Annotated in this window: 22 protein-coding genes; 16 read left to right on the top strand and 6 right to left on the bottom strand. The window is 66.2% G+C overall.

What is annotated here, in order from left to right; translation table 11 throughout:
* Positions 1–87 precede the first annotated feature (87 nt).
* The 7 genes from CCC_RS02710 to CCC_RS02680 all read left to right on the top strand — a co-directional run bounded on the left by CCC_RS02710 (position 88) and on the right by CCC_RS02680 (position 8,733).
* Positions 88–1,110 (top strand): glycosyltransferase, encoded by a 1,023-nt coding sequence (locus CCC_RS02710; RefSeq protein ID WP_009869526.1) that lies wholly within the window; start codon positions 88–90, stop codon positions 1,108–1,110.
* Positions 1,107–2,135, top strand: coding sequence for a glycosyltransferase (locus CCC_RS02705; protein ID WP_009869525.1), 1,029 nt, complete (start codon positions 1,107–1,109; stop codon positions 2,133–2,135). Before CCC_RS02710 ends, CCC_RS02705 begins: the two co-directional genes overlap by 4 nt.
* Positions 2,135–3,892, top strand: a complete 1,758-nt coding sequence (gene asnB, locus CCC_RS02700) for an asparagine synthase (glutamine-hydrolyzing) (RefSeq protein WP_009869524.1) — start codon at positions 2,135–2,137, stop codon at positions 3,890–3,892. The genes CCC_RS02705 and asnB overlap by 1 nt, the downstream gene beginning before the upstream one ends.
* A 29-nt stretch (positions 3,893–3,921) precedes the next feature.
* Positions 3,922–5,253 carry a dihydroorotase gene (locus CCC_RS02695; protein WP_041039691.1) on the top strand — a complete coding sequence of 444 codons (1,332 nt, stop codon included), beginning with the start codon at positions 3,922–3,924 and terminating at the stop codon, positions 5,251–5,253.
* Positions 5,254–5,255: 2 nt separating this feature from the next.
* Positions 5,256–7,319, top strand: a complete 2,064-nt coding sequence (locus CCC_RS02690; protein ID WP_236686283.1) for an ATP-binding protein — start codon at positions 5,256–5,258, stop codon at positions 7,317–7,319.
* 65 nt (positions 7,320–7,384) lie between these two features.
* A complete protein-coding gene (locus CCC_RS02685; protein WP_009868668.1) occupies positions 7,385–7,690 on the top strand; it encodes a metal-sulfur cluster assembly factor in 306 nt (101 codons plus the stop codon).
* Complete coding sequence (locus tag CCC_RS02680; protein WP_009868667.1) at positions 7,687–8,733, top strand: hypothetical protein; 1,047 nt, start codon at positions 7,687–7,689, stop codon at positions 8,731–8,733. The genes CCC_RS02685 and CCC_RS02680 overlap by 4 nt, the downstream gene beginning before the upstream one ends.
* Here CCC_RS02680 and hrpB read toward each other — a convergent pair whose 3' ends face one another.
* Positions 8,734–11,229, bottom strand: coding sequence for an ATP-dependent helicase HrpB (hrpB, locus tag CCC_RS02675; protein ID WP_041039690.1), 2,496 nt, complete (start codon positions 11,227–11,229; stop codon positions 8,734–8,736).
* A 133-nt stretch (positions 11,230–11,362) separates the two neighbouring features.
* Here hrpB and CCC_RS02670 point away from each other — a divergent pair, with 133 nt between their 5' ends.
* On the top strand, positions 11,363–11,728 hold the full coding sequence (locus CCC_RS02670; protein WP_041039995.1) for a c-type cytochrome: 366 nt from the start codon (positions 11,363–11,365) through the stop codon (positions 11,726–11,728).
* Positions 11,729–11,788: 60 nt separating this feature from the next.
* On the opposite strand, the gene CCC_RS02665 is transcribed toward CCC_RS02670, so the two are convergent.
* Positions 11,789–12,460, bottom strand: a complete 672-nt coding sequence (locus tag CCC_RS02665; protein ID WP_009868663.1) for a DUF6969 family protein — start codon at positions 12,458–12,460, stop codon at positions 11,789–11,791.
* Between the two features lie 4 nt (positions 12,461–12,464).
* A complete protein-coding gene (locus CCC_RS02660; protein WP_041039688.1) occupies positions 12,465–13,412 on the bottom strand; it encodes a TAXI family TRAP transporter solute-binding subunit in 948 nt (315 codons plus the stop codon).
* Between the two features lie 195 nt (positions 13,413–13,607).
* Between CCC_RS02660 and CCC_RS02655 the strand changes: the two genes are divergently transcribed.
* The 4 genes from CCC_RS02655 (at position 13,608) to rarD (ending at position 16,933) form a co-directional block, all read left to right on the top strand.
* On the top strand, positions 13,608–14,390 hold the full coding sequence (locus CCC_RS02655; RefSeq protein WP_009868661.1) for a CHAP domain-containing protein: 783 nt from the start codon (positions 13,608–13,610) through the stop codon (positions 14,388–14,390).
* Between the two features lie 256 nt (positions 14,391–14,646).
* Positions 14,647–15,276, top strand: a complete 630-nt coding sequence (locus tag CCC_RS02650) for a LuxR C-terminal-related transcriptional regulator (RefSeq protein WP_009868660.1) — start codon at positions 14,647–14,649, stop codon at positions 15,274–15,276.
* 136 nt (positions 15,277–15,412) lie between these two features.
* On the top strand, positions 15,413–15,919 hold the full coding sequence (locus CCC_RS02645; protein ID WP_009868659.1) for a ferritin-like domain-containing protein: 507 nt from the start codon (positions 15,413–15,415) through the stop codon (positions 15,917–15,919).
* Positions 15,920–16,057: 138 nt separating this feature from the next.
* The gene (gene rarD, locus CCC_RS02640) at positions 16,058–16,933 is read left to right on the top strand and encodes an EamA family transporter RarD (RefSeq protein WP_009868658.1); all 876 of its coding nucleotides are present in this window, start codon (positions 16,058–16,060) and stop codon (positions 16,931–16,933) included.
* Here the strand turns inward: rarD and CCC_RS02635 are convergent.
* Positions 16,914–18,056 (bottom strand): sensor histidine kinase, encoded by a 1,143-nt coding sequence (locus tag CCC_RS02635; protein ID WP_009868657.1) that lies wholly within the window; start codon positions 18,054–18,056, stop codon positions 16,914–16,916. The two genes, rarD and CCC_RS02635, sit on opposite strands and share 20 nt — an antisense overlap.
* 75 nt (positions 18,057–18,131) lie before the next feature.
* The gene (locus CCC_RS02630; RefSeq protein ID WP_236686282.1) at positions 18,132–18,581 is read right to left on the bottom strand and encodes a PilZ domain-containing protein; all 450 of its coding nucleotides are present in this window, start codon (positions 18,579–18,581) and stop codon (positions 18,132–18,134) included.
* Between the two features lie 36 nt (positions 18,582–18,617).
* On the opposite strand from CCC_RS02630, the gene CCC_RS02625 reads away from it, so the two are divergent.
* The 4 genes from CCC_RS02625 (at position 18,618) to CCC_RS02610 (ending at position 24,522) form a co-directional block, all read left to right on the top strand.
* Positions 18,618–18,971, top strand: a complete 354-nt coding sequence (locus CCC_RS02625) for a hypothetical protein (RefSeq protein WP_152619678.1) — start codon at positions 18,618–18,620, stop codon at positions 18,969–18,971.
* Between the two features lie 51 nt (positions 18,972–19,022).
* The gene (locus tag CCC_RS02620; RefSeq protein ID WP_041039681.1) at positions 19,023–20,582 is read left to right on the top strand and encodes an efflux RND transporter periplasmic adaptor subunit; all 1,560 of its coding nucleotides are present in this window, start codon (positions 19,023–19,025) and stop codon (positions 20,580–20,582) included.
* Between the two features lie 5 nt (positions 20,583–20,587).
* Positions 20,588–23,689 (top strand): efflux RND transporter permease subunit, encoded by a 3,102-nt coding sequence (locus CCC_RS02615; RefSeq protein WP_041039679.1) that lies wholly within the window; start codon positions 20,588–20,590, stop codon positions 23,687–23,689.
* Between the two features lie 134 nt (positions 23,690–23,823).
* Positions 23,824–24,522: a c-type cytochrome gene (locus CCC_RS02610; RefSeq protein ID WP_236686281.1), complete on the top strand. Its 699-nt coding sequence runs from the start codon at positions 23,824–23,826 to the stop codon at positions 24,520–24,522.
* A 14-nt stretch (positions 24,523–24,536) separates the two neighbouring features.
* On the opposite strand, the gene CCC_RS02605 is transcribed toward CCC_RS02610, so the two are convergent.
* A complete protein-coding gene (locus CCC_RS02605; protein ID WP_041039675.1) occupies positions 24,537–25,844 on the bottom strand; it encodes a phenylacetate--CoA ligase in 1,308 nt (435 codons plus the stop codon).
* Positions 25,845–25,996 lie beyond the last annotated feature (152 nt).

The raw sequence follows: 25,996 nt of genomic DNA, 5'->3' as shown, positions 1-25,996 counted from the left end.
ATCCTCTTCGGCAACCCTTCCGAACAGAGGGTGGGTCAAACCAGCCGGGATGACAAGCCCCCCTTGCCGCCTTATAAGATTCCTACCATGCATATCACCCTCGTGGACGATTCCATTCCCTTCGACGGCTATTCCGCCTCGTCGCGCCCCTTGGGCGGGGCGGAGAAGGCTTTTGCCTCGCTGCCCGGCGCCCTGGCGCGGCTGGGCCATACGGTGCAGGTGTTCAACCGCTGCCGCTGGGGCATGTATATCGAAAGCGCCCAGTGGGAGACCTTCGAGGGCAAAAAGCCGCTGCGCACCGATGTGCTGATCGCGTTCCGCAAACCCGCCTTGCTGGAATTCGTCCGCCATGCGGGCAAGCGGGTATTCTGGCACACCGGGCCGGGGCGTCTGCTGGACCGCCCGGCGACGCGGGCCATGATCGACACCCATAAGCCGCTGCTGCTGCTGGTGGCCGAGGCCCAGGCCCGCGATTTCCAGGCCAAGGGACTGGCCGCTGGCTTGCTGCCCATGGCGGTGCGCTCGGACTATCTTGGCGCGGAGCCCAGGCCCCAGGAGCCGCCGCGCGCCGTGGTCACCACCCATCCCGCCCACGGCCTGGACTGGCTGGTGGATCTGTGGATCGGCAAGATCAGGCCCAAGGCCCCCGATGCGGAACTGCACATCCATTCCATGATGCTGGCCTCGGCCATGGACGGGGCCGAGATCGACGAGGCGCTGCGCCCCCTGGCCGCCAAGGTCAAGGCCGCCGCCCGCCATGGCGTGGTGGTCTGCCGTCCCCAGGGGGACCATCTGATGGCCGAGGCGTTGCGCGAAGCCCGCGTCCACCTCTATCCCGGCCATGCCGATGACATGGGCTGCTTTACCCTGATGGAAAGTCAGGCGGCGGGCTGCCCGGCGGTGATCCGCCCCTTGGGCGCCGCCCCCGAGCGCATCAAGGATGGGATCACCGGCTATGCGTCCCCCGATGACGACGCCTTCGCCAATCTGGCCGCCATGCTGTTAACCGACCGGTCGGTACAACAAACCATGAGCGCCGAAGCCCGCACCGCCTGGAAGGGCCGGACCTGGGACGGCGCCGCCGCCACGCTGGAAGGCTGGTTGAAATGACCCGGCTGCTCCAGGCCATGGCCGGAGCCCCCCATGGCGGGGCGGAGGCCTTTTTCGAGCGCCTGGCTCCGGCTCTGGGGCGGGCTGGCATCACCCAGCGCGTGCTGATCCGCGACAATCCAAAGCGCGCCGCCCTGCTGCGCGGCCAGGGCGTCGATGTGGTGGAAGCGCCGTTCGGCGGAGCCCTCGACCTCGTCACCCATTGGCGCTTTCGCCGCGAGGTCAAGGCGTTCAAGCCTGACATCGTACTGACCTGGATGAACCGGGCGTCGCGCTTTGTCCCTAAGGGCCCCCATGTGACGGTGGGCCGCCTGGGCGGCTATTACGATCTCAAATATTACCGCCAGTGCGACCACCTGATCGGCAACACGCCTGATATCCGCGACTGGATCATCGCCCAGGGTCGACCGAGTGGTCAGGTTCATTACGTTCCCAATTTCGTGGCCGACAGCCAAGGCGTCCCGCCGCTGTCGCGCGCCGGCCTCGACACACCGCCCGGCGCAAAGCTGATCGTCGCCATGGGCCGCCTGCATCCCAACAAGGCCTTCGACGTTCTGCTGAAGGCGGTGGAGCAGGTGCACGACTGCTATCTGTGGATCGCCGGAGAAGGCCCCCAGCGCGCCGAACTGGAAGCCCTGGCCGCCCATCTGTCGGTCAGGCCCAGGGTGCGCTTTCTCGGCTGGCGCGACGATGTGGCGGCGCTTTACGCCACCGGCGACCTGTTCGTCTGCCCGTCCCGCCACGAGCCTCTGGGCAATGTGGTGATCGAAGCCTGGGCCGCCGCGCGCCCCGTCATCGCCGCCGCGTCGCAAGGGCCAAAGCAACTGATCACCGAGGGCGTCGATGGCCTGCTGGTGCCCGTGGATGACGATCAGGCACTGGCCCAGGCCATCCGCCGCCTGCTGACCGAGCCCGACACCGCCAGCACCCTGGCCCAAGGGGGCCGAAGCGCCTATGAACGCCAGTTCACCGAAGCCGCCGTGGTGGCGCGCTATCTGGACTTCTTCGAGAAGGTGAAGCGCTGATGTGCGGCATCGCCGGACTCATGACCCCAGGCGGCCCGCCCGATGAAACAGTGTTGGACAAGCTGGCCGATGCCCTGGCCCATCGCGGCCCCGACGGGCGCGGCCGCCATGTGCAGGGCAATGTGGGCCTGGTGCAGAACCGTCTGTCCATCATCGATCTGGAAGGGGGCCGTCAGCCCATCCTGGACGGTCAGGGCAACGCCATCGTCGCCAATGGCGAGGTCTACAACTACCTGGAACTGAAGTCTGACATGGCGGGCCAAGCCTTCGCCACGGGATCGGACTGCGAGCCGCCGCTGCATCTTTACCGCCACCAGGGCCCGGCCTTCGCTCGAAGCCTGCGCGGCATGTACGCCCTGGCCATTCACGACGGCAAGGCGGAGAAGCTGATCCTTTGCCGCGACCCGTTCGGCATCAAGCCGCTATATCTGGCCGAAGGCAGTCCCGGTCTGGCCTTCGCCTCCGAGCCCCAGGCCCTGCTGGCCGCCGGACTGGTCAAGCCGGAGTTGGACCCCGTCGCCCTGGCCGAATTGCTGCAATTGCAGTTCACCACCGGGACCCGGACCATCTTCAAGGGCATCCGCCGTCTTGCCCCCGGCGAGACCGTGGTGGCCGAGGAAGGCTGCGTCGCCGAAAGCCGCCGCCTGCCCGCCCTGCCCGCTGGCGGGCCCAACGAGGGCGGCCTGGACCAGTTGCTGGACCAGTTGGACGACACGCTGACCGAATCGGTGGAACTGCACCAACGCTCGGACGTGCCCTATGGCATGTTCCTGTCGGGCGGCATCGATTCCTCGGTGGTTCTGGCCCTGATGGCGAGGCTGAACCCCAGGGGCATACTGGCCTTCACCGCTGGCTTCCCCGGCACCAAGGTGCACGACGAGCGCGAGCATGCCCGCGATCTGGCCCGTGCCGTGGGCGCGCGGCATGTGGAGGTGGAGTTCACGCAAAGCGACTTCTGGGCTTTGCTGCCCCAGGTCGCCGCCGCCATGGACGACCCGGCCGCCGATTATGCCTGCCTGCCCACCTTCAAGCTGGCCCAAGAGGCGAGAAAGGAGGTCAAGGTCATCTTGTCGGGCGAGGGCGGCGACGAGTTGTTCGGCGGCTATGGCCGTTACCGCCACGCCATGCGCCCCTGGCCGCTGACCAAATCCATGCGCAGGAAGGGCACCTTCGACGGGCTGGATGTGCTGAGAGACGGCATCCTCAGCCACTGGCGCCACGGCATGAAGCTGGCCGAGCGGGTCGAGGCCATGCCCGGTCGCACCCGCCTGCAGGTGGCCCAGGCGGTGGATTGCGCCGACTGGCTACCCAACGACTTGCTCGCCAAGGCCGACCGTTGCCTGATGGCCAACGGCATCGAGGGCCGGGTGCCCTTCCTTGATCCCGTCGTCGCCGCCTTCGCCTTCCGCCTGCCCGACCATCTCAAGGTCCGCAAAGGCTTGGGCAAGTGGATCTTGCGCCGCTGGCTGGAAACCGCGCTGCCCGCCTCGCGGCCCTTCGAGAAGAAGCGCGGCTTCACCGTGCCGGTCGCCGAGTGGATCGCGGCACGCCCCGAGATCGGGCACTTGGTGGCTCATCAGCCCGGAATCGAGGAGATCTGCCATCCCGGCAAGGTGAAGCGCCTGTTCAAGGATTGCACCAAGGACACCGGTTTCGCCTGTTGGACCCTGCTGTTCTACGCCCTGTGGCATCAAAGGCATGTGCTGGGCAAGATTCCCGACGGAGATGCCTTTTCCGCTTTGGCGGAGCGGATATAATCACCATCTGAATTCTTTGGAGAACCGCCATGGCCCAGTCCTTCGACCTGATCCTGCGCAATGGCACGGTGGTGACGCCCAACGGCACCGGACGCGCCGATATCGCGGTCAGTGACGGCCGCATCCGGGCTTTGGGCGATCTGCTGGGCGCTTCGGCCGCCGACGAGGTGGATCTGCGCGGGCTGACCGTGCTGCCCGGCGTCATCGACACCCAGGTGCATTTCCGCGAGCCGGGCCTCGAGCATAAGGAAGACCTGGAAAGCGGCACGCGCGCCGCCGCCCAGGGCGGCGTGGTCGCCATCTTCGAGATGCCCAACACCAAGCCCTCCACCACCACCGCCGACGCTATTCTAGACAAGCTGGCCCGCGCGAAGGGCCGCGCCTGGGTGGATCACGCCTTCTTCATCGGCGCGGCGTCGGACAATGTGGACCATCTGGCCCAGTGGGAGCGCATTCCCGGCTGTGCCGGCATCAAGGTGTTCATGGGGTCTTCCACTGGCAACCTTTTGGTGGCCGACGACGAGACTCTGGGCAGGGTCCTGGCCCAGGGCTTTCGCCGCGTCGCCGTCCATTGCGAGGATGAGGGCCGCCTGATCGAGCGCAAACATGTGGCCGAGGAAGGGGCGCATCCCCGCGTCCACCACCTGTGGCGCGACGAGGAAACCGCCCTGATGGCCAGCAAGCGCCTGATCGCCCTGGCCGAGACGGCACGGCGCCGCGTCCATGTGCTGCACGTCACCACCGCCGAGGAAATGGAGTTCCTGGCCGGTCACAAGGATGTGGCCACGGTGGAGACCACGCCCCAGCACCTGACCCTGGCCGCCCCGGAATGCTATGAGCGGCTGGGCACCTATGCCCAGATGAATCCGCCCATTCGCGGCACCCGCCACCGCGACGCCCTTTGGAAGGCCATCGCCGACGGAACCGTGGACGTGCTGGGCTCGGACCATGCGCCCCATACCCGCGAGGAGAAGGACAAGCCCTATCCCCAAAGTCCGTCGGGCATGACCGGGGTCCAGACCCTGGTCCCTCTCATGCTCGACCACGTCAACCAGGGCCGCCTCAGCCTGGAGCGGCTGGTGGACCTGACCAGCGCGGGTCCCGCCCGCATCTACAATATCGCGGGCAAGGGGCGCATCGCGGTGGGCTATGACGCCGACTTCACCATCGTGGACATGAAGGCCGAGCGCATCATCACCAACGACTGGATCGAAAGCCGCTGCGGCTGGACCCCCTTCGACGGGCGCAAGGTCACGGGCTGGCCGGTGGCCACCATCGTGCGCGGAAGCACCGTCATGCGCGATGGCCAACTGTTGGGCCAGGCCTCGGGCGAGCCGGTTCGCTTTCAGGAGTGCCCATAGGCGTGCCGGTCGAACTCCACACATCGAACCGCCGCATCATGGTTGGATTGCTGGGAGCCATGCTCCTGGTGCTGTGGGGCTTTGTCGCTTATTGGTCCTGGTCCCAGCGCAAGAGCATCATCGCGTCCAACACCGTCGTCCTCGAGCAATTGACCACGGCCGCCGAGGAACAGACCCTGCGCCTGTTCCGCCATGCCGAAACCTCGCTGATGGCCAGCAATTTCTGGATGGCGGACCATCCCCAGACCGATCCGGGCGACAGCCCGTCCTTCATCGCCCTAGTGGACCGTCTGCGCCAGATGTCGGACGGCATGCTCGATATCCGCATGGTGACAAGCGGCGGCGGCCTGCACTACATCCCCCGGCGCGGCCCCAAGCCCCTGGCCAATGTCGCCGACCGCGACTATGTCAGAGCCCAGGCCCAGATGCAGACGCGGGGCTTTTTCATCGGCAATCCGGTGGTCAGCCGGGTCACCGGAAAGTGGGGTATTCCGGTCTCCATTCCGGTGGACAAGAGCGGCGGCGACGTCTCGATTCTGTTTGCCGCCATCGAACTGGACCGTATCGCCAAAACCTTCGAGGCCGAGCGCATCAAGCCGCTGGGCTCCATCGCCATTCTCAGGGCCGACGGCACCTTCTTGTTCCGCGTTCCCATCGAGGACCATGTGATCGGTATCAACATCGCCGACACCCCGTCCTTCAAGGAGAACTACGCCCTGTCGACCAAGGGCGTGTTCATATCGTCCAGCCAGTTCATCGACGGCAAGGAACGGATGGTCTCCTACCAGCGGCTGCGCGACTATCCCCTGATCGTCATCGTCACCGCCGGTATCGACGACCTGCTGACTCCTTGGCGCCGCGAGACGGCCACCTTGGTGAGCATCGCAGGACTGGTCAGTCTGGCCATAATCCTGCTCAGCCTGATCTTGATCCGCGCCATGAAGGCCGAGGAAAAGGCCCAAAAGGACATCGAACAGGCCAGACGTGAGGCCGAACTGATCCTCAGCACCGCGGGCGAGGGCATCTGCGGAACCGATACGGGCGGGCGGATCACCTTCATGAATCCGGCAGCCCGCATCATGCTCGGCTGGGAGCATGAGGACCCCATCGGCCAGGATCTGCATGCCAACAATCATCATACCCATTCCGATGGCAGCCCCTATGCCGCCGAGGACTGCCCCGTGGGCCGCACGCTCGACGACGGCGAAACCCGCGAGGCCCTGGGCGAGACGTTCTGGCGGACCAACGGGCCCAGCTTTCCTGTGGACTTCATCGTTACCGCCATCCGCGAGAACGGAAAGATCAAGGGTGCCGTTCTGGTGTTTCGCGACATCAGCGAACGCCTGGCTTCGGAACAGGCCCTGACGGCGCAGGCCACCGAACTGTCGCGCTCCAATGCCGACCTGGAACAGTTCGCCTATGTGGCCAGCCACGACCTGCGCGAGCCGTTGCGTCAGGTGGCCAGTTTCGTCTCCCTGCTGGAGCGGCGTTATGCCCCCACCTTGGACGACGATGCGCGCGACTACATCGCCTATGCCCGCGAAGGCGCCAAGCGCATGGACCGGCTGATCATCGACCTGCTGGAATTCTCGCGCATCGGCCACCGCTCCTTGCCGGTGGAAAAGGTCGATCTGGCAGGTGTCATTGATGAGGCCGTCGCCAATCTGAACACGGTCATCGTCGAATCCGGCGCCCAGGTGAACCGCACCCCCGACTTGCCGGTTCTGCCCGTGATCCGGGACGACATGGTCCGCCTGTTCCAGAACCTGATCGGCAATGCCGTCAAATACCGCCACCCCGAACGGACCCCCATCGTCCGTATCTCGGCGAAGGAAGGGGCGGACGGGTGGATCGTCTCCATCACCGATAACGGCCTGGGCATCGATCCGCAGTTTTCCGAGCGCATCTTCGGTATCTTCCAGCGCCTGCACACCCGCGACAAATTCGAGGGCACGGGAATCGGACTGGCCATCGCCAAGAAGATCGTCGAGCGGGCTGGCGGCAAGATCTGGGTGGAACCCGCTGAAGGCGGCGGGAGCATCTTTCAGGTTCAACTGCCAGCTTGACCTCCGTCATGCTCCACTCAAGGCCGGGGGGCTAGGCTGTTTCCGTCACAGATGGAACGAAGCCCATGCTCACCGAAGACCACGTCCGCGAAGCGCTCCGTCAGGTCATCGACCCCGATATCGGCGTCAATATCGTCGATCTGGGGCTGGTGGAGGCGATCCGCATCGCCCCCGAGGGCATCTATGTGGATCTCATCATGACCACCCCGGCCTGCCCGCAAAGCACCTATCTCAGCGATGAATCCGAACGTGTGGTGCGCGGCGCCGCCAACGGTGACGCCAGGGTCAGCGTCACGGTTCTGGACTCGCCCTTTTGGGAGCCCGCCCGCATGTCGGCCGCGGCCAAGACCATCATGGGCTGGCCGGGATGATAAGCGTCACGCTTCGCCGCCTGCCGCTGCTCATGGCCGGGGCGCTGTCCCTGATGACGGGCATTATCGCCGGTGAGGGCCGGATCGGCTGGCCGGTGGGCAATGCCGATCTGGCGCTGCTGCACGGGCCGCTGATGATCTGCGGCTTTTTCGGCACGGTGATTGGGCTGGAACGGGCCGTGGCGCTCGGCAAAGCCTGGGGTTTCGGCGCGCCGCTCTTCACCGCCCTGGGCGGCGCGGCCCTGATCGCCGGGCATCCCCAGGCCGGAGCCCTGGCCTTGTCGGCGGGCAGCCTGGTCTTTACTGCCATGAGTCTGGCCGTCATCCTCCGCCAGCGCGAAGTGTTCACCGCCATCCTCGGCCTGGGCGGTCTGGCCTGGGCGGCGGGAAATCTGGTCTGGATCTTCGGCGGCGACGCGGCCCCTTCCGTTCCCTTCTGGGCCGCTTTCCTGGTGCTGACCATCGCGGGCGAGCGGTTGGAACTGTCGCGTTTCCTGCCGCCCTGGCGCTGGCGCACTCCCACCTTGTTTCCGCCGCTTGCTCTGCTGCTGGCCGGTCTGGGGCTGGGGTCCTGGCCCCTGTTCGGATTGGGCCTTGCCTTGCTGACCCTGTGGTCGCTGATCAACGATGTGGTAAGGCGCACCATCCGTCAGGCGGGCCTGACCCGCTATGTGGCGATCTGCCTGCTGTCGGGCTATGCCTGGGCCTTGGGCGCCGGGCTGCTGATGACGGGACTGGTTCCGGGCGAGACTGGAGCATTCTACGACGCCGCTCTGCATGCCTTGTTCGTGGGCTTCGTCTTCTCCATGGTCTACGGCCACGCCCCGGTGATCCTGCCCGCAATCCTACGGGTGGCGGTGCCCTACAGGCTGGTCTTCTACCTGCCGCTGGCGGTGCTGCATGCCTCCTTGGGGCTGCGCGTCGCGGGCGACCTGCTGGACATCCACGCCGTCCGCCAGTGGGGCGGCCTGGGAAATGCGGCGGCCATCGCCTTGTTCATCGTCACCCTGCTGGCGACGGTGGTGAGTGCGAGGAAGCGGTAATCACTTTCTCGGCTTGGTCCGCGCCGTGGGTTCGGCCTGCATGGGGTCGTCGGGCCACCAGTGCTTGGGATACTGGCCCTTGAGGTCGGCCTTGACCTGGCGATAGGCATTGGCCCAGAAGCTGGCCAGGTCGCGGGTCACCTGCATGGGCCGCCGGGCGGGAGACAACAGGTGCAGCAGCAGCGCCACCTTGCCTGCGCCGATGCGGGGCGTCTCGGCGCAGCCGAACATCTCCTGCAAGCGGACCGCCAGAACCGGCACCTCGCCGGAATAATCGATGGGAATGCGTGAGCCCGACGGCACCTCCACATGGGTGGGGGCCAGATCGTCCAGGCGCTTCTTGCCGTCCCAGGACAGCAAGCCCGACAGCGCCGCGCCCAGATCGAGCCGCGCCAGATGGGCGCGCCGCGTGACGCCGCCCAGATAGGGCACCAACCATTCCTCCAGCCCGGCCAGCAGCGCTGCGGCGGACAGATCGGGCCATCCGGCCTCGGGCTCCAGCCCGGCCACGAAGGCCACCCGGCGGCACAGGCGTTCCAAGTCCGGAGTCCAGGGCAGGCAGGACAGACCCATGCGCCGCACACCCTCGGCCATGGCGCACGCCAGCGCATCCGGATCGGCCGATTTCAGCGGCTTGTCGTCGAGGATCAGGGACCACAGGACACGCCGCGCGCGGGCCTGCACCACCTCGTCGCGCTCGTCCCAGCGGCAGATGGTCTCGGCGCGGATGGCGCCATCGAAATGCTCCTCGATCCCGGCCAGGGTCAGGGGCGCGGCCAGATAGATGCGGGCCTCGCGCCGGTCTCCGTCGGTCTCGGCCAGGGCCAGCCATTCCTCGGCGGCCAGGGGTTCGGGCGAGGCGAAGACCGCACCCCCGCCCCCGGTCATGGCATAGCGCGCTTCGCCCCCAGGACGGCGCCGTGCAATGCGGTCGGGATAGGCGAAGGCCAGCAGCAGTCCCGCGTCACGCCCATCGCCCGCCTGCTCACTCGCCTTGAGCCCCAGGCGTCGCCGCGCCTCGCGGGCGGATTGGCGGGCGCGGGCCAGAGCGCCCTTGTCCACGGCCAATCCCCGCTCCTGCCCCCGCAGAGCGTCGAGCCGGAGGCGGATATCGCAATCGCGCGCCTCGCGCCCCATGCGCAGCACGTCGCGCTCTTCCAACAGGGCGGCCAGATCGGCGGCCAACCCGCCCAGCCCCAGATCACGCCCTTTCAGCACCATATGGGCCAGACGCGGATGCAGGCCGAGCCGTGCCATGGCCTTGCCGTGATCGGTAATGCGAGAGGCATGGTCAAGCGCGCCCAGCTCGATCAGAAGCTCTCTCGCCTGGGCCAGATGGGCGGCGGGCGGCGGGTCGAGCCAGGCCAGGCTTGCGGCATCGCTCACCCCCCATTGGGCAAGATCCAGGGCCAAGGGCGCCAGATCGGCCTCGGTCATCTCGGGCGCCGTCCAGGGCAGCAGGGCACGGTCATCGGCCTCGGACCACAAGCGATAGCATACGCCCGGCCCCAGACGCCCGGCGCGGCCCCGGCGCTGTTCGGCTCCAGCCCGCGACACCGGCAAGGTGACCAGCCGGGTCATGCCCGAACCGGGATCGAAGCGCGCCACCCGCATGCGCCCGCCATCCACCACCACCCGCACGCCCTCGATGGTCAGCGAGGTCTCGGCGATGCCGGTGGCCAGAACCACCTTGCGTCCGCCGTCGCCGCGCGGGCGGATGGCTTCATCCTGGGCTTCCTGCGCCAGGTCGCCGTAGAGCGGCGCGATCAGCACGCCGCGCGCGGCCCTGTGCTCGGTGAGCAAGGCTTCCACCCGGCGGATCTCGCCCGCGCCGGGCAGAAAGACCAGCACGTCGCCCGTTTCCTCGTCCAGGGCGCGAGCCACGGCGCCAGCCACCGCGTCCACGAAAGCGCGAGGCTCGGGCCGGGTGAGGAAGCGGGTCTCCACCGGATAGGCCCGGCCCTGGCTGGTCACCACTGGCACGCCGCCCATCAGCCGCGCCACCGGTTCGCCGTCCAACGTCGCCGACATGACCACCAGTTTCAGGTCATCGCGAAAGGCCTGGCGGCATTCCAGGGCCAGGGCCAGGCCGAGATCGGCGAACAGCGAGCGTTCATGAAACTCGTCGAAGATCACCAACCCCACGCCGTCCAGGGAAGGATCGTCCTGAATCATGCGGGCCAGGATGCCCTCGGTCACCACCTCGATGCGGGTCTTGGGGCCGATGCGGGAGTCGAAGCGGATGCGCCAGCCCACCGTCTCGCCCGGTTCCTCGCCCAAACTGGCGGCCATGCGCCGGGCCGCGGCCCTTGCTGCCAGCCGCCGGGGTTCCAGCATCACGATGCGTTGCCCGGCCAGCCAGGGCGCGTCCAGCAGGGCCAGGGGCACGCGGGTGGTCTTGCCCGCCCCCGGCGGAGCCTGAAGCACCAAGCCATGGGATCGGGACAAGGCCTCACGGATTTCGGGAATCACGGAGTCTATGGGTAAATCATGCATTCTTCGGACTTATACCAACGCCCCACCGGGCCTTAGACCAATTAATGCCCTCAGCCTCTTGAAATCGACACAATCCTAGGGGATAAGTGACGCATCGCGCCACTCATCCATATTTGCGCAATTGGAGATTCTGATGCTCAACACCAAGAAGCTGGGCCTCGTCCTCGGAGCCGCCCTCCTCGCTGCCCCGTTCGCCGCCTCTGCCGCCGATGCCCCGGCCGCTTTCAACCAGTGCAAGGCCTGTCATAAGGTCGAAGCCGGCAAGCACGGCGTCGGCCCCAGCCTGTTCGGCGTTTTCGGCGCCAAGGCCGGTCATGCCGAGGGCTACAAGTATTCCGACAACCATGTGAAGTCGGGCCTGGTCTGGGACGAAGCCAACCTGTCCAAGTATCTGGCCGATCCCAAGGCCACCGTTCCCGGCAACAAGATGGCCTTCGCTGGCCTGAAGAAGCCCGAGGACGTGAAGGCCGTGGTCGATTATCTGAAGACCGTGAAGTAAGACTTCCCGGTTCGAAGGTTTGGCGCCGCCGCCCTGGCAACGGGGCGGCGGCGTTGCTTTTTAGCCCCCCAATTGCGCCAGATCGGCGGCCGGGTCGATGGTGCGCGTCGAGGTGATTTCCAGACGTTCGTCATTGAACACGTCGCGCCCCGGATGGGTCATGCGCCAAGCCTCCACCGCGCGATCGCGCTCGTCGATCAGCACCTCGATCAGCGGACGGTAAAAGGCGACCAGCCCCGCCAGCCATTGGGATACGGCCAGCCACGGCCCCGGTGGCGCCAGCCGCAGACCGGCGACCATGGTTTTCACCGCCTCGGCCGGGTACCAAGCCTCGCCGGTCACCCAGCGGTTGGTGGTGAACAGTTCCACCGCCTCGCCCCAGGGGCCCAATCCCACGCCGATCAGATGGCAGGGCGCATCGGCCTCCTTGGGCGGGGTCACCGGCGCCAATCCCCGCGCCATGCCGCGCGGGCGCTGAAACAGATGGATATGGCCGAACTCTCCGTCCCGATGGCTGTGATAATAATACTGGGCGTGGGACGTAAGATCATAGACATCACCGGCGGGATAGTGGCGGAAGGCTTCCACGCCTTGCTCCTGCGTCAGCAATACCGCCGGGTCGCTGTCCAGGGCCTTGCTCAGGGCCATCAGGCGCTCGCCCGCCGCCCTGGCCGCCAACAAGTCGCCGCGGTCGGAAAGACACGCCGCCAATCCGCCCGCGCCGCCGGTCACGCTCCTAGCGCTCCGCCGCCGCGGCCTCGACCCCGTCATGCATACGGATGGGAATACCGTCGCTTTTGGACTCGGCCTTGGACAATCCCCTCAAGGCGGGATGCAGACGGGTGAACGCCCCGAAATTGGCCCAGACCGTCCTGGCCACCGCCCCCACCTCCTCGGCGGACAGCTTTGTCGTGACCAGCAGGGTCTTCAGCCCGATGGCCGCCACATCCTCTTTCTGGCCGTCATAGGTGCCGCCCCTGACGGCGAAGCGTGCCGCCCATGGCGTTTTCTTGAAGAAGGAGTCCATGGACTTGGAGCGGATCTGCACCAGGGACGCGCCGCATTCCTCCACCGCCATCTGCACCTCGGGCATGGGATGAATGCCGGTGAAAATGGCCGCGTCGATATTGCCCTGGCACAATTCGGCGGCCTGTTCCGTCAAGTCCAGCTCCACCAGAACCGACAGGTCTCCCTGGGACAGGCCGGAGGCGTCGATCACCATTTCGGCCATGCTCCGCTGGAACGAGCCCGGCTTGCCGAGATTGACCCGCTTGCCCTTGAGATCGCCCAGGGTCTCGATGCCCGATCCCGGACGCGCCACCACCACCGCCACCTCGCCATGCAGCGCCATGATGGCCCGAAGATCGCTCATGGGGCCGGATTCCTTGAAGCCCTCCGCCCCTATGAAGGCCATCTGGGCGGCGCGCGACTGCACCAGGGCCAGATCGGCATCGCCGGATTTCAGGGCCGCCAGATTGGCCGCCGAGCCGGAACTGGGCATCACGGCACAGCCCAATCCCAGGGGATGATCCTTGTTGATCACCCGGCACAAGGCTCCGGCCACGGGAAAGTAATAACCCGTGACTTCGCCACCGGCGATGACCAGAGTCCGGCGTTCCGCCGCCCCCGCCGCCTGGGCCAGGGCCAATCCGGCCAGCAAGGCCGGGATCAGTATGCGTTTCAATCGCTCGTCCTCCAGGTTCCACCCGGATCATAGCCAAGCATGGCGAACACCGAAAGCCCCACTGGCCTTAGCACAAACTTTCGGCAATATGAGAATTAGTACGAATATTTTGCATAAATTTGTGTGAAACAGGTTGCCATCGGCTTTTCACATAGCCACAATCGGCTTCGCCAATAACCGGAGGGAGGGAAACCGGTGCGGAATGCGATCATCCTGCTTGCTGCGGCGCTGTTTCTAGCCTTGCCGTTCGAAGCCAGCGCCACTTTGCAATGCGTGACCTACGCCCGCGAAGTGACCGGACTCAATCTCAAGGGCGATGCGTGGAAGTGGTGGGAAGCCGCCGAGGGCGTCTATGAGCGCGGCCGGATTCCCAAGGTCGGCTCCGTCCTGGTCTTCAAGCGCCAGGGCTCCATGTCCCATGGCCATGTGGCCGTCGTGCAGGGCGCCGCCAACAGCCGCCTGCTGTTCGTTGATCACGCCAATTGGGCGCCACACCGCACCGCTGGCCGCGGCAAGGTGACCAAGTCCGTCCCGGTGATGGACGTGTCGGCCAACAATGATTGGAGCGAGGTCCGCGTCTGGTACCAGCCCACCCGCGAATACGGCAGCAAGACCTACAAGACCCAGGGCTTCGTCTACCGCCCGGGCAATTCCGTCATTCCCGCCGCCCTGCGGACCGAGGCGCCCAGCACCATGGCAGCCGCCCCCGTGGAGATGCCGGAGGAATCGGTTGCAGCCGCCATGGCCGAAACCGCCGCCCCTGCCGCCATCGAGGCGCCCAAGGCCGAGATCGCCGTTCAGCCCAAGGCCGAGACCGTGGCCCAGCCCAAGGCCATCCAGGCCCCCAAGGTCATCGAAGCCCCCAAGGTCATCGAAGCCAGGATGCCCGCCGCTCCCGCCATCCCGTCGGCCGCGCAGCCCGCCGCTGACAGCGACCTGGGCAAGTTCGACGCCCGCGCCTGGGCCGAACAGGCCTAGGCCCGTTCATTTCCATAAGGCCGGCGTCCTTCCATGAGGCCGCCGGCCTTTTTATTTGGCGGATCAGGGAGCAAGGTCAGAAGGGCGGCAGGATAGCCCTCGCCCCCCGCCGTGGTGTAGGAAAAGTGTGGGTAACTCTCGATCAAGGTTTGCGGTTTTACGCACAAACGGTAAGATCACGGCCTCAGGTGGGCGGGGTCTATGGCTCGACCTAGGAGCTGAACCTAGGGACTTCTGGGGGGAAGGATCAGGATCAATGGCCGTGCAGCAGAGCCGACCAATCACCATTGTCATTGCCGAGAAAAATCCGCTGCTTCAAAGCAGCCTGATCAAGATTTTCTCGGGTGATGAGCGCTTCACCGTCGCGGCGGTGACCAGCGATGGCGAACGCTTCATCGAAGCCGTCGAGAAAACGCCGTTCGATGTCGGGGTCATCGGGTGGGAGATGCCCTACCTGGACGGCCGCGGCGTCCTTCAGACCCTGCGCTCACGCGTGGATGCCCCCCGGCTGATCGTCTATACCGGCAGCCCCAATCCCGATGTGCCGCGCCAGGCCATGACGCTGGGTGCCGCCGGGTTCTGCTCCAAGCGCGAACCGCCGGAGCAACTGCTCGACACCATTATCGCCGTGGCCGCTGGCCGCATGGTGTTTCCCTTCATCGACGTTTCCTCCCTGGCCAGCGACCCTCTGGCAGGCCTCACCCCGCGTGAGCGTGAGCTTCTGGCCGCCCTGGCCGGGGGCCTGACCAACCAGCAGATGGCCGGACAGCTGGATATTTCGCTCAACACCGTGAAGTTCCACCTGAAGAACCTCTACGACAAGCTGGGCGTCGGCAACCGCGCCCAGGCCGTGGCCTTCTATCTCAAGGGCCGCGAATCCCGCTGATCCATCTGCCTCTTTCGGTCATGTCCCCACCTGCGGAAGGGGCATGGCCGAGAGGAAAATCCTGGGGCATACTGTCGGTATCGGCCGAGGCGCCGCCGCCACCCGTTGCCTCGGATCAAGCAGGAGGATACTGCTCATGACCACAAAGGTAGCTCTGTTCCTGGCCCATGCCTTGGCCATGGAAAACGAGGCGGCGGATCGTTATGACGAACTGGCCGATTCCATGGAGGTCCATAACAACCAGGACGTGGCCGACCTCTTCCGCCAGATGTCCAAATTCTCGCGGCTGCACGGCGCATCGGTCGCCGAGCGGGCGTCGAAATACGACCTGCCCAAACTGAAGTCGTGGCAATACCGCTGGAACACGCCCGAGCCGCCCGAAGTTGGGACGCCCGGCGCGGCCCATTACATGATGACCGCCTGGCATGCCCTGGACTTCGCCCTGGAAAACGAGAAACGGGGCCATCGCTTCTATGCCGACGAAGCCGCAGGCAGCGATGATAAGGACGTCCGCGCCCTGGCCGCCGAGATGGCCGAGGAAGAACAAGAGCATGTGGCGGAACTGGAAAAATGGATTGCCCGCACGCCCAAGCCAGAGAACGACTGGGCCGACGACCCGGACGACGCCCTGGTCGCCGATTGACGCGAGGTCTGTCATTCCGAGCACATGCGAGGAATCTCCGCCTGGAACAGCGCATCCCAACCGGATCAATCGCTCCAGGCGGAGCCCCCTCCTCCCGATGGTCGTCGGGATGACGCCTTCTCATTCCGAGCTTCCCCTATGACCGCCGAGCACCGCCGGGGCGTGTTCTTCGCCCTGGCCTGCTACGGCACATGGGGGTTTTTTCCCGTCTTCTGGAAACTGCTTTCCGCCATCCCGCCCGCCGAGGTCCTGGCCTATCGGGTGGTCTGGTCCTTGCTGGCCGTGGCCGTGATGCTGAGCTGGACGGGACGCTGGGCCGAGGTTCTCGTCCTGCTCGCCTCGCGCCGCCGCCTGGCCGTACTGGCGGCTTCGACCCTGTGCATTTCCATCAACTGGCTGATTTTCATTAGCGTGGTGAGCGAAGGCAACGTGCTGGAAGCCAGCATGGGCTATTTCCTGAACCCGCTGGTCAATGTGGCCCTGGGCGTCATCATCCTCAAGGAAAGGCTGCGCCCCCTGCAATGGGTGGCGGTAGGCCTCGCCCTTGCGGGAATCGTCGAATTGGCGGTCGTCACAGGCACACCGCCCTGGTCCGCGCTGTGCCTGGCCGGAACCTTCGGAATCTATGGCCTGCTGCGCAAGAGGCTGCCGGTGTCGCCGCTGACCGGGCTGGCGGTTGAAACGGGGCTGATGTTTCCGGTGGCCCTGGCCTATCTTGCGTGGAGATTGGCCGAGGGTGCGCCGCTTCTGGGCGGCACTCCCGCCCTGGCCACCGCCCTGGTAGCCAGCGGGCCGGTCACCGCCCTGCCGCTGCTGTGGTTCGCCGCCGCCGCCGGACGGCTACGCTATGCCACACTGGGCTTTTTCCAGTATCTGGCCCCTACCGGGCATTTCCTGCTGGCGGTTCTGGTCTATGGCGAGAGTCCCGGCCCCGCCCATATGATCACATTTGCCTGCATCTGGGCGGCCATCGGGCTGTATCTGGCCGATAGTCTCAAGCCATCGGCAAGGTAAAGCAAAAGCGCGAGCCCTGGCCCGGCTCAGATTCCACCCAGATCCGCCCGCCATGGGCGTCGACGATGCGCCGGGCCACGGCCAGGCCGATCCCCGCGCCGGGATAGCGATCCGGGCCGTGCAGCCTGCGGAAAATGCCGAAGATGTCGTCTTGATATTCCGATGCGATGCCGATGCCGTTGTCTTCCACCGTAAGGCACCATTCGCCCTCGCGGTTCTCACACCCGACCCGCACGCGTGGCAAGGCGCCCTCGGCATGGAATTTGAGGCCGTTGCCCACCAGATTGACCAGCAACTGGCGCAATTGGGCGGGATCGCCGCGCACCACCGGCAAGGGACCGACCTCGACGGCCCCGCCCCTTGTCCTGATGGCATCGCCCAGATCCGAGATCACGTCGTGCAGCACTTCGGCCAGATCGATGTCCACCATCTGGGCCGCCGCCATCCCCGCGCGGGAATAGCCGAGAACGCCCTGGATCAGTTCGCGCATGCGCTGGGCGCCGCCCACCAGGAAGCCCAGATATTCCCGCCCCTCTCCGTCCAGGACCGCGCCGAATTTACGCTCCAGAATCTGGGCGAAGGAGCAGATGGTGCGGCAGGGTTCCAATAGATCATGGGCCGCCACATAGGCGAAGCGCTCCAGTTCCATGTTGGAGCGCTCCAATTCCTCGGCGGTGCGCCGCAACAGCATCTCGTCGGCCTTGCGCGCGCTGATGTCGCGGGCGACGAAGATCAGGCTGGGCTGGCCGCTCAGATCCACCACCTCCAGGGAGATCAGGGCGGTGAACACCTCGCCCGATTTGCGCCGGAAGCGCACTTCGAAATTCTCCAGCCGGGCGGCCGTCCCCAGGGCGGCCAGCATGCGGTCGCGCTCGGCCAGGCTTTCCCAGGTATCCAATTCCCCGGATGTACGTCCGACGACCTCCGGCTTGGTCCAGCCCATGATGCGCTCGAAGGCGTCGTTGACCTCGATGAAGCGCCCCGTGGCGCGGTCGGTGATGGCGATGAGATCGGGGCAGGCGCGAAAGACGGTGGAAAACTTGGCCTCCGTCCGGCGCAGCGTCGCGGCGATGCCCGACGCCCGGCGGCTCTTGTCCGCTACGGGCTTCTTGTGCTTGTCCATACCCGGTCCCTAACCAACACCAGAAGCAGAATACCTCGTTTGGCTCTTCGCCCAAAGTAACGGATGAAAGTATCCTCAGCCCAGGAAGGAATCCTGCTCCGGTCCGGTATCGGAACATTCGGCGATGAATTTCACCAGCCGGTAAGTGGCCGGATCGAACCGCAGGGCCACGAAAGACTCATCGGCGCGAACCACGCGGCAGGTCCCGCCGATACCGTGGTTGATATCCAACTTGCCGTTGTCGCTGGGATAAAGGGTGAAACGAAGAGCGTCGTCCGACAGTTTGAACCCCGCCTCCAGGGTCATACCGCCAGCCGAAATCTCGGCGACCCGCACCAGCTTGTTGCCGATATTGGCCATCAGGTGCAATCCATGAAAGCGGGGATAGCGCCGCCTTTCGCTTCCTTGCTTGTCGGGCATGCCGTCAATCCAGAGCAGTTCGAAGGACTCCACTCTAACATGGATCGCCCGTACCCAAATATCCAACGCCATGTGCCCGACGATGGAAACTACGTACCGGATCACTTGCCTGGCCCCCCCATCTTCCCGCATAGTGGCGTCATGCGTAACGTTCTCTCCTGCCTGCTGAGACTGAGCCTGCCCGCATTGCTGGTGCTGGCTGTGGCGGCGTGGAGTGGCGCAGCCCAGGCGGACGAAACCGCGCATCACCCCGCCGGTGCCCATGCCGATCATTCCATGCCGTGCCATCCAGACGGGGCTCCGGCCCCCAAGGCCAAGGCTGGCGAGAAGGGATGCTGCCTGTTTTCGGGTTGCGCCGCCGCTTCCATCGCCCTGCCGGGCATGACCGAGGCGTCGCCCGTCGATTTTACCGTGGTCGCGCCCGTGACCGCCCATCCCCAACGTCTGGTGACCCAGGCGCAGAGCGGTCCACCCGCCGAACCTCCCAGAACGTAGAGTCCCACAGCCGAGCTCTGTCCGGATTCACCGTTTCGGGGATGATCTCCCATGTTTGCACGCTTCCTGGCGCTGGCCCTTTGGGCCGCGCTCGTTCCGTCCGTCCTTGCGGCTCAGCCGGTCACCCCTGGCTTGGGGACCGAGGGTGATGCCTTCCAAGTGGTGCTGGCCCCCGGTCTTGACGGCCGCACCCTGGTCTATCTCGCTGATCTGGAGAGCAACGCCCCCATCAATGACGCCAGCATCGACGCCGAGGCCGAAGGCTGGAGCGGCAAGGCCGTGCCCGCCGAGGGACCGGGAGCCTATGTCCTGAATTGGATGCCGCCGCTCGCTGGGATCGACCTCACTTTGATGGTCAGCGCTCAGGGCCGCGATGATTTGCTGCTGGCCCGGGGCGTTGCGCCCTTACCCCTGCCACCCGCGCCGCCCGCTCCGGTGGAGCATTGGCGCCACTGGGCGGGCGGTGCCGCCATCGGCGCCGTGCTGGTGGTGGGCGCCTGGTGGCTGGGCCGTCACCGGGCGGGCGCCGCAGTGATCCTGCTGCTTCTGGCCATCCCGGCAGCCCGCGCCCATGAGGGCCACGATCACGGCGCTCCCGCCGCCGAAGCTCCTGCCGCCCAGCCGGGCGCCCTGCTGGTCATGGCCAAGCCCACCCAGTTCCTGCTGGGCATCCGCACCCAGAAGGTGCAATCCGCCGAAGCCGCCGAGACGGTGCGCGTGGTGGGCCGCGTGGTGCCCGATCCAGCAGGCTTCGCCCGCGTCCAGCCGTCCCAGCCCGCACGCATTGTCTCTGACCCCGAATTCCCCCTGCCCGTCCCCGGCCAGAGTGTGAAGCGTGGTCAGGTGATCGGCGTGCTGGAACCCACCCTGTCCACCCTGGAACGCTCGGACAAGCGGGCCAGCCTCTACCGGGTGGAAAGCGAGATCGCCATCACCGAGCGCGAATCCGCCCGCCAGGAGGCGCTGAAAGGTTTGGTCGCCACCAAACTGGTGGAAGACACCCGCACCCGCCTGGACCAGTTGCGCAGGGAGCGCGGCCAGTTGCTGGGCACTGCCCTGGGCCGCGACCTGATGCGCGCGCCCATCGACGGCGTGGTCACCGACGTGCATGTGGTTCCCGGCGAGGTAGTGCCGGTGGACAAGGCCATGATCGAGATCGTCGACCCCGTCCGCGTCCGCGTCGAGGCAGTGATCCACGATCTGGCGCTGGCGACCCGCATCGGGGCGGCCACCGCCGCCACCAAACTGCTGCCCGACGAGGCGGTGACGCTCTCCCTGCTGGGGGTAAGCCCCAGGGTCGATGCCCTGGACCAGGGCGTCCACGCCATCTTCGCCGTGCCCGAGGCCCAGGCGCGCAATCTGCGCATCGGCATGCCGGTGGACGTCTTCCTGGCCACCGGGGCGACACGACTGCGCATGGCGGTGCCGCGCTCGGCCATCGCCGAATCGGGCGGGCGTCAGGTGGTCTTCGTGCGCACCAATCCCGAGACCTTCGAGGCGCGGCCCATCCGCGTGGAGCGGGTGGTCGGCCCCTTAGCCGAGATCGAAGGGGTCAAGGCCGGTGAAAAAGTGGTGATCCAGGGCGTCGAGCAACTGAAAGCGCTGAGGTAGCGGCCATGTTCGACACCATCATCTCGCTCAGCCTGCGTCACCGGATGTTCGTCCTGGCTTGCGCCCTGGCGCTCACCGTCTATGGCGGCCTGGTCCTGTCGCGGCTTCCCATCGATATCTTTCCCGATCTCAACCGTCCCACCGTCACCATCATGACCGAGGCCTTGGGCCTGGCGCCCGAGGAAGCGGAAAGCCTGGTCACGCGGCCCATCGAGACCGCCATGAACGGCGCGCCCGGCGTGGTGCGGGTGCGCTCCAATTCGGGCGTCGGCCTGTCCATCGTCTTCGTCGAGTTCGACTGGGGCACCGATATCTACCGCAACCGGCAACTGGTGGCCGAGCGGCTGGCCTCGACCCGCGACCTGCTGCCCACCGGGATCAGCCCCGTCATGGGACCGGTCAGTTCCATCATGGGCGAGATCATGCTGGTCGGCGTGCGCTCCAAGGGCGGCGCCACATCCCCCATGGAATTGCGCTCCCTGGCCGATTGGGTGCTTCGCCCCCGCCTGCTCTCCATTCCCGGCATCGCCCAGGTGATCCCCATCGGCGGCGAAGTGCGCCAGATTCAGGTGCTGGTCTCGCCGTCCAAGATGTCGGCCTTAGGATTGGGCTATGCCGATGTGGAAAAGGCCCTGGCCGGGTTTGCCCGCAATACCACTGGCGGCTTTCTCGAACAGCGCTCGGCCGAGTTTCTGATCCGCAATATGGGCCAGACCACCGATCTGGACGATCTCAGGAATACCGTGGTGGCCTGGCGCAACAACGCCCCCGTCACCGTGGATCAGGTGGCCGAGGTCCGAAACGGGGCGGGGGCGAAGCGCGGCGATGCCGCCATCGACGCCCATCCGGCGGTGATCCTGGCGGTGTCCAAGCAGCCAGGCGCCGATACGGTGGCGCTGACCATCAAGGTCGAGGCCGCCCTGGCCGAGATCAGCCGCACGCTTCCCCCCGATATGGAAGCCGACCGGGTGCTGTTCCGCCAGGCCGACTTCATCCGTCGCGCGGTCAGCAACGTGGCCGAGGCTTTGCGCGACGGCGCCGTGCTGGTAGCCATCGTGCTGTTCGCCTTCTTGATGAACATGCGCACCACCTTCATCAGCCTGACCGCCATTCCGCTGTCCATGGTGGTCGCCGTCCTGGTGTTCCAGGCGCTGAATCTCTCCATCAACACCATGACGCTGGGCGGTCTTGCCGTGGCCATCGGCGAGTTGGTGGACGATGCCGTGGTGGATGTGGAAAACATCCTGCGCCGTCTGCGGGAGAATGCCGCCCAGGCCCAGCCGCGCCCCACTCTTGCCGTGGTGCGCGAGGCGTCGAGCGAAGTGCGCAACTCCATCGTCTACGCCACCATGGTGGTGGTGCTGGCCTTCCTGCCGCTGTTCGCCCTGTCGGGCATCGAGGGCAGACTGTTCGCGCCCTTAGGCATTGCCTATGTGGTGTCGATCCTGGCCTCGCTGGTGGTGTCGCTGACCGTCACCCCCGCTCTGTCCATGCTACTGCTGCCCAAGGCCAAGGTGGTGGGACACGGCGATAGCGCCCTGGTCCGCCGTCTCAAGGCCTGGGACCAAAGCCTGCTGGACTGGTCATTCGCCAATCCGAGGGCGGTGATCATCCCCGCTCTGGCGCTGATGATCACGGCCGCCGCCTCGGTGCCCTTCCTGGGCCGCACCTTCCTGCCCAGCTTCAACGAAGGCACCGTCACGGTGACAGTGGTGCTGCCCCCCGGCACCTCGCTTTCGGAATCCAACCGCATCGGCACCATCGCCGAAACCCTGATCCGTCAGGTCCCCGAAGCCGCCTCCACCGGACGGAGGACGGGGCGGGCCGAGTTGGACGAGCATGCCGAGGGCGTCCACTATTCCGAGATCGACGTGGACCTGCACCCGTCCAAGCGCCCGCGCGACGCCATCCTGGGCGATCTGCGCGCAGGGCTGGCCCAGATCCCCGGCATCAGCGTCAATATCGGCCAGCCCATCTCGCACCGCCTCGACCATCTGCTGTCGGGGGTGCGCGCCGAGATCGCCGTCAAGATCTTCGGCGACGACTTGGATACGCTGCGCTCTCTGGCCGCCGAGGCCAGGACCCGCATGCAAGGAATCAAGGGCGTCGCCGACCTTCAGATCGAGAAACTGGTCCTCATTCCCCAGGTGCAGATCCGGCTGGACCGGGCCGAAGCGCGCAAATACGGCCTCGGCCTCGGCCAGTTGACCGAGACCCTGGAAGCCGCCCTTCAGGGCAAGGTGGTGTCCCAGGTGAGGGACGGCGAGCGCAACACCAATCTGGTCCTGCGTCTGGCCGAGGACTGGCGGGCCCAGACCTCGGACTTCCGCCAGATCCTGGTGGATACCCCGGCGGGCAAGGTGCCGCTGGCCCTGGTAGCCGAGGTGGTGGAGACCCAGGGCCCCAATCTGATCAACCGCGACAATATGCGCCGCCGGGTGGTGGTCTTCGCCAATTCCCAGGGCCGGGATCTCGGCACCATCATGGGAGAGATTCAGGCGGAACTTGGGGGGATGAGTCTGCCGCCCGGCTATGCCATCGCCTATGAGGGCCAGTTCCAAAGCCGCCAAGACGCCACCCGCCTGATCGGCCTGCTGGCCCTGGTGTCCCTGGGCGCCATCTTCGCCCTGCTTCATGCCCATTTCCGCTCGAGCGTCCTGGCCCTGATCATCATGGCCAATATCCCCATGGCCCTGGTGGGCAGCGTGGTCGCGCTGTGGCTGTCGGGACTGCCGCTTTCGGTGGCGGGCATGGTGGGCTTCGTCACCCTGGCGGGCATCGCGTCCCGGAACGGCATCATGAAGATCACCCATTACCTCCACCTGATGCGCCACGAAGGCGAGGCCTTCGGCTCCGCCATGATCATCAGGGGCTCGCTGGAACGCCTGACGCCGGTGCTGATGACCGCCCTGGTGGCCGCCCTGGCCCTTCTTCCCCTGGTCCTGGCGGGCGGAGAACCGGGCAAGGAGATCCTTCATCCGGTGGCGGTGGTGATCTTCGGCGGCCTGATGTCGTCGACCTTACTCGACACCCTGGTCACCCCGGTGGTGGTCCTGCTGATCGGCCGCAAGGCCTTTAGCCAACCCGAGACAGAGGTGCGGATATGAGCGGCTTACCCTTTTTCTTCGTCACCCCGGAAGCGCATCGCGCTATCCGGGGCCCAGGGGGAGCGGCTCCTGGATCCCGGCTCGAGGCCGGGATGACGGCAACCTTCGGAAAGACCCTGCGAAAGATGAATGCCATGAAGACACGCCTTCTTACCCTCGCCCTCCTGCTGGCGGTGCCCTCGGCCCTGGCCCACGGCACCATGGTGGCCTTCTTCGGCGGCCAAATCGCCGAAAGCGGCGAGTACCGCGCCGAATTCGCGGTGCGTGACGGAAGCATCCGCGTCTGGCTCAGGGATCACGACGACAAGCCGGTCAAGGCCACTGGCAAGGCCACCTTGCTGCTGGGCGGCCAAAAGTTGGAGGCCGACCTGACCCCCAAGGGCGACGGATTGATCGCTTCCGTGCCGGTCAAGGCGAAGGACAAGCTGACCGCCGTGCTGGGCCTGAACGTGGACTCAAAGCCCGTGTCGCTGCGCTTCCAACAGGCGGAAGTGGTGATGCCCGCCGTCTCCGGCGCGGCGGAGGCGGGGCGTGTGGCCTTCGAGGCGGTCTGCGCCACCTGTCATGGCAGTGCGCTGCGCGGTACCGATGGCGGTCCGCCCCTGCTGCATGAGTTCTACGCCCTGGGCTCGGCCCATGGCGACGACGTGATCCTGGCGGCCATGAACGAGGGCGCCAAGTCGCATATGTGGAAATTCGGCGACATGCCCAAGCCCCAGGGCCTCAAAGACGGTCAGGACAAGGAGGTGCTGGCCTATATCCGCGCCGTGCAGACGGCCAACGGGCTGGGCGGAAGCCCTGCCGATGCCCATTCCGGGCACGGGCATCATTGAGGGCTGGCGGAGACCTACTCCGCCTGCTTCCTCAAATCCCGGACCCGCACCGCTTTGCCCTGCGAACGCGGCAATTCGCCGGGCAGGCGCACGATCACTTCCGCCGTGATCCCCACCAGGGACTTGAGGTGGTGGCGGACCTGACGGGCCAGATGGGCGCGGTCGTCCTCGCCCCGGCTGTCGTCGGTCTCCACCTCCACGGTGAGGTGATCCAGCGAGCCCTGACGGGTCAGCGTCAGCAGGTAATGGGGCGCCACGCCGGAAAAGCCCACCAGCGCCGCCTCGATCTGGCTGGGATAGACGTTGACGCCTCTGATGATCATCATATCGTCGTTGCGGCCCGTGACGCGCAGGATGCGCAAATGGGTGCGGCCACAGGCGCAAGGCTCGTCGGTCAGGCGCGTGATGTCGCGGGTGCGGTAGCGCACCATGGGCAGGGCCTGCTTGGTCAGCGTGGTGATGACCAACTCGCCCTCGGCCCCCATGGGCAGCGGGGCAAGCGTCTCGGGATCGATGACCTCGAACAGGAAGTGATCCTCCCAGCCGTGCAGCCCCACCCGATGCTCGCATTCGATGGCCACGCCCGGCCCCATGATCTCGGACAAGCCATACATGTCACAGGCCTGGATGCCGAGACGCCGGTCCAGTTCGGCACGCATGGACTCGCTCCACGGCTCGGCGCCGAACACGCCCACCGCCAGGGAGGATTCAGCCAGGCTGACTCCCATCTGCTCGGCCACCTCGGCGATGTTGAGCGCATAGGACGGCGTGGCGGCCAGGGCGCGGGCGCCAAAATCCATGATCAGGCCGATCTGCTTTTCCGTATTGCCCCCCGACATGGGCACCACGGAACAGCCCAGGCGCTCGGCCCCGTAATGAAAGCCCAGCCCCCCGGTGAACAGCCCATAGCCATAGGCGTTGTGCACCAGATCGCCCGGCCGCACCCCGGTGGCCGCCAGGGAGCGGGCCATCAGATCGGCCCAGGTGTCGATATCGGCCTGGGTATAGCCCACCACGGTGGGCCGCCCGGTGGTGCCGGAACTGGCGTGGATGCGCACCGCCTTTTCCCTGGGCACCGCGAACAGGCCGAAGGGGTAGTTGTCGCGCAGATCGGTCTTCACCGTGAAGGGAAAGCGGGCCAGATCTTCCAGATGGCGCAGATCGTCCGGCACCACCCCGGCTGCGTCGAAACCGGCGCGGTAATGAGCGACATTGGCATAGGCATGGGCCAGAAGGGCCTTGAGCCGCTGCAACTGCAGAGCCTTCAAGGCCGCACGGTCCAGACGCTCCGCCTCGGGGGCAAACATATAGGTCCCGCTCATGCCGATCCCTCCCATCCCGCGTGAGGGCCTTTATCTATCCCGCGGACAGGGCGGCGGCAAGCCCCCCTCCCCATAGACGCCAACTTAATCTCAGAGGCCCTGTTTTTCCTCGTCATCCCGGCCTTGAGCCGGGATCCAGGAGTCGTGGAAAG

Source organism: Paramagnetospirillum magnetotacticum MS-1 (genome assembly GCF_000829825.1).
GTDB lineage: Bacteria > Pseudomonadota > Alphaproteobacteria > Rhodospirillales > Magnetospirillaceae > Phaeospirillum > Phaeospirillum magnetotacticum.
The sequence above is the reverse complement of the archived record's forward strand: the minus strand, read 5'-3'. Positions and strand labels throughout refer to the sequence as shown.